Consider the following 4242-nt stretch of genomic DNA (forward strand, 5'->3'; position numbering starts at 1 on the left):
CCGATCGCCCGAACGCCGATGCCCGTGACTGCTCGGGCAGATCGTCCTGGATCGACGAATCGAGGCACACCTTGCCTATCGCGCTGGTGCCGGAGGCGACCAGCGCGGTCGCCGTCGCCAGCACGATGTTGCCGAACACCGCTGCCAGCACGGCCATCACGAAGCATGCGGCCGTCGAATACAGCACGATCTTCGACGGGTTGCGCAGCTCCAGACGTGTGCCGACCCCGTTGCCGATGGCGTTGCCCACACCTGCCGCGGCGCCGACCGCGCCGATGGTCGCGAGCTGCTTCCAATCGGAGTGCACGCCTTGCTGGGACTTGGCGTAGAAGGCGATGTAGAGCGTCAGGAAACCGGTGAGGATGCGGATGGTGCCGTTACCCCACAGCGCAGCGACCACCTTGCGCCCGAGGGGCTGACGCATTTTCGCGGCCAGCGCCTTGGCCCCGCCGCGCACGCCCGCCCGCCCCGGCGCCGCGGCTGCGTCGTGCGGGGCGTGATAGGTCAGCGTCGCCGGGATCTCACCCTCGGTGACCTCGACCCACGACGGGATGCGCATGCACAGATACGCACCGAATGCGGCGATGACCGCCAGCCAGAGCATCGCCCCGGGCAGATGCCACGGCAGCGCCTTGGCCAGCAACACCTCGAAGAGCCCGGCCACCGCGCCGCCGATGATCGTGCCGCCGACCAGGCCGAACATCGTCAGCCGGGAGTTCACCCGCGGCAGGTCGATCGTCGGGGGGACCACCCGCGGGGTGACCGCCGACTTGAGCACCCCGAACGACTTGGACAGCACCAGCAGCCCCAGCGCGCAGGGATAGAGCACCCACGGGTCGTAGTTGAGCTGATCGGCCACCGGATCCCAGCTGACGTTGGTCATGATCAGCAGGGCGAGAACCACGCGGGCGCCGAAGGTGGTGGCCATCGCGATCCGGCGACCCTGCTGCAGTCTGTCGAGCAACGGCCCGATCAACGGCGCGATGAGCGCGAACGGTGCGATGGTGAGCGCGAGATACAGCGCCACCGACACCTTGGACTGTCCGGTGGCAGCCGAGAAGAACAAGGTGTTGGCCAACGCGACCGCCATCGCCGCGTCGACGGCGAAGTTCACGATCACCGGCAAGGTCAGCGCGGTCAGCCCGGACTGATCGGCGCCGTCGGCGGTGGCGGCCTGGTGGATCTTGCCGAGCCCCTTCGCGGTCAACTGCCTGCTGCGCATCGCCGCCACCCGCGCGACCGTGATCTTCTTCGGCGCCTCCGGCGTCGGATCGGTCGGCAGGGCTTGCGTCCGATGGCCGCCCGATCCCGTCGCGTCATGGGGATCGGTCGGCGTGTCGTCGAGGGGCGGCAGGTGCGGATTGTGGGTCCGCGGCGGCAGATATGCCTCGCCGCGGTTCCCGCCCGGCGGATTGCCGTGCGACGGGATCCGCGTCGGGGTGGCTCGGCGGCGTGCGCCGTCGGCCGGATAATTCGCGGCCCCGGGGTGGTCGACAGGGTCGCGTCGGGTACGCGCGGCAGCCGCAGGGCCCGTGGTACCCGCGGGTGCAGCGGCGCTGTCCTTCGACTTCCGTCCGATCACGCGTCAATTGTTCCTCATCGGCCGACCGGCCCGCCGTATGTGTCGTTCGGAAGTGTCGCGCGCAGCCGCTGTGACCCGTGGTCCCCGGGTGAGGCACACTGGAGGGCGTGACTGGAGTAATGGACGGCCCGCGGTTGCTCGACGCCGTCGAGGTCGCCCGTGCCGCGCTCGTCGAGGACGGGCACGAGCCGGGTGCCCACCGTCAGGCGATCGCGGAAGGCGAATGGGCCGCAGCACACTACTTCGACGCCGATCTCACCGGATACCGCGGCTGGCAGTGGTGCGTGGTGGTTGCCGGCGCGCCCGGGACCGACGCTGTCACCGTCAGTGAGGTGGTCCTCCTGCCGGGCGAAGGTGCGCTGCTCGCGCCCGAATGGGTGCCGTGGAGTGAGCGCGTCGCGCCGGGCGATCTGACGGCAGGCGACATGCTCGCCGCCGACTCCGACGATCCGCGGCTCGTTCCCAACCACGTGGACAGCTCGAGCGCCCTGCTCTCCGAGACTGCCGTGCCGGAGGTCGCCGACGACTACCCGGCCGACGACGTCGAGGCCTCGGCGCCCGACCCCGAGGACCTGGCCGAGGTGGCCGGCGCACTCGGACTCGGGCGGAAGCGGTTGCTCAGCCGAGAGGGCCGTGACGCGGCCGCGCAGCGCTGGTACGACGGCGAGCACGGTCCCGGCGCAGAGATGGCGGTTGCGTCCCCTTTTCCGTGCTGCACCTGCGGTTTCTACATCCCGCTGTCGGGTGGGTTGCGGGTGGCTTTCGGCGCGTGCGCCAACGAGTATTCCGCCGACGGCCAGGTGGTCTCGGCCGAATACGGATGCGGGGCGCACTCCGACGTCGTCGCCCCGAGCGGTGAGGGATCACCGGCGTACGACGCCTTCGACGACGGTGTTCTCGAGATCGTTGCGGTAGGTGCCGGTGCTGCGGGCGCCGACGGCGAGCCGAACGCTCGGGCTTGACGCCCGGAGTTGCCTGACCCCGACCCGGTGCACACTGACCCCTTCGGTACCGCCGACCTCGCTGCGGCGACGCTGTCGGCGTGGCGGGAGTCACCGACACGTCTGGCCGAAGACGTTGCCGCCGAAGATGATCTGGCCAGTGTCGGCTACCGCGACCGCCTGTTCGTCGAACTCGTCACCAACGCTGCCGATGCGGCCCGGCTCGGAGGGGTGGACGGCGAGGTCGCGATCTGGTCGGATGCCGACGGCCTGCACATCGCCAATACCGGTGCGCCACTGACCGAAGCGGGAGTGCGGTCGCTGCTGGCGCTGCGCGTCTCGGCCAAACAGCCCGATGACACCGGTGGCGTCGTCGGCCGGTTCGGGGTGGGATTCAGTGCCACCGCCGCCGTCGCCCACACCGTCGAGATCCGCTCGACGAGCGGGACGATCTGTTTCGATCGTGCACGTGCCGCTGCGGCGGTTGCCGACGCGGGAATCGTTGGCGTAGCGCGTGTTCCGCTCCTGCGGCTGGCCTGGCCGGGCGAAGGGGTCCCGCGCGCGGGTTTCGCGACCGAGATCGTCCTCGGCCTGGCTGGGGGACTCGACCCGCAAGCGATCCTCGACGCGGCCGAGGCGCAGGCCCCTGATCTACTCCTGGCGCTGACCGCGCTCCGGCTGATCACCGTGGAGGACACCGCTTTCGAGATCGACCGGACCGAGCTCGTCAACGACGAATTGTCCTCCGGTTCACGCGCTCGTCGGCTCACGGTGACCGTCACGAGCCGGGGAGATCGGCGGAGTCGGGCATTCACCGAGATCGAGCACGGGCCGTCGCGATGGCTACGCGCCGACGACGGTCGGCCGGTGAGCGCGGGATCGGACGCGCCGGTTGCCGATGTGCTCTGGGCGCCGACACCGACCGACATCGAACTGTCGTTGCCGTGCCGGCTCATCGCCCGTCTCCCGCTCACCCATGATCGTCGCCACGTGCACCCCGATGCCGACATCGCCGCAGCCGCAGCGGGTTACGTGGACGTGCTGCGCCTTGCCGAGCCCGTCGACGGGGTGGCTCTGGTTCCCCGCGCGCACCGCGCGCGGGGCGGCGACGATGCCCGGTTGATCGACGCGGTGCTCCACGAACTGCGTAGCACTGCATGGCTCCCCGGCATCGCAGGGGCGCCGGTGGTGCCGGACCGTGCGTCGGTGCTGATCGGGCTCGGTCCCGACCTCGCGGAGGTGCTCGGCGAGCTGTTCACCGATCTCGTCCATCCGGATCTGTCTCTCGCACATCAACTCCCGGTACTCGAATCGCTCGACGTCACCCGGATCGGCTTGGCGTCGCTGGCCGAGCGGCTGACCGGTGTGGAACGCGACCCTGCTTGGTGGGGGCGGTTGTACGCGGCGCTCGCACCGTTGGTGTCGACGGCCCTCGACGCCGAAGAGCTTGCCGCCCTGCCCATCCCGCGTTCGGATGGTCGGATGAACATCGGTGCGCGTGGATTGTTCACCGCGCACGCCGTGCAGACGCCCCTGCGCTGGATTCGCACCGTCGCGGCCGAGGCCGACCATCCCCTCCTGGAACGACTGGGCGTGCAACGGCTTTCGATCACCGATGCACTCGCCGATCCGGCACTGCGCATGCTCGTCGAGGAGGCCGCCGACCTCGTCGAGGACGGTGCGGGTGAGGAGGTCGACGCCACCGGTCTGGCCGAGGAG

Annotated in this window: 2 protein-coding genes and 1 pseudogene; 2 read left to right on the forward strand and 1 reads right to left on the reverse strand. The window is 70.2% G+C overall.

Annotated elements, in window-relative coordinates; translation table 11 throughout:
• Positions 1-1582 (reverse strand): MFS transporter (locus tag B1964_RS04860; protein WP_079929059.1); only part of this gene is annotated, 1582 nt, incomplete at its 3' end.
• Positions 1583-1701: 119 nt separating this feature from the next.
• On the opposite strand from B1964_RS04860, the gene B1964_RS04865 reads away from it, so the two are divergent.
• Both B1964_RS04865 and B1964_RS04870 read left to right on the forward strand, forming a co-directional pair.
• On the forward strand, positions 1702-2544 hold the full coding sequence (locus B1964_RS04865) for a DUF3027 domain-containing protein (protein WP_079929060.1): 843 nt from the start codon (positions 1702-1704) through the stop codon (positions 2542-2544).
• A 27-nt stretch (positions 2545-2571) separates the two neighbouring features.
• Positions 2572-4242 (forward strand): annotated as a pseudogene (locus B1964_RS04870) (hypothetical protein); the annotation flags it as partial.

The sequence above is a fragment of the Gordonia sp. i37 genome (assembly GCF_002043085.1).
GTDB lineage: Bacteria > Actinomycetota > Actinomycetes > Mycobacteriales > Mycobacteriaceae > Gordonia > Gordonia polyisoprenivorans.

Excerpts from the sequence above, each read along its gene's own strand:
- B1964_RS04865 (WP_079929060.1), top strand. The coding sequence starts at position 1,702 with ATGGACGGCCCGCGGTTGCTCGACGCCGTCGAGGTCGCCCGTGCCGCG.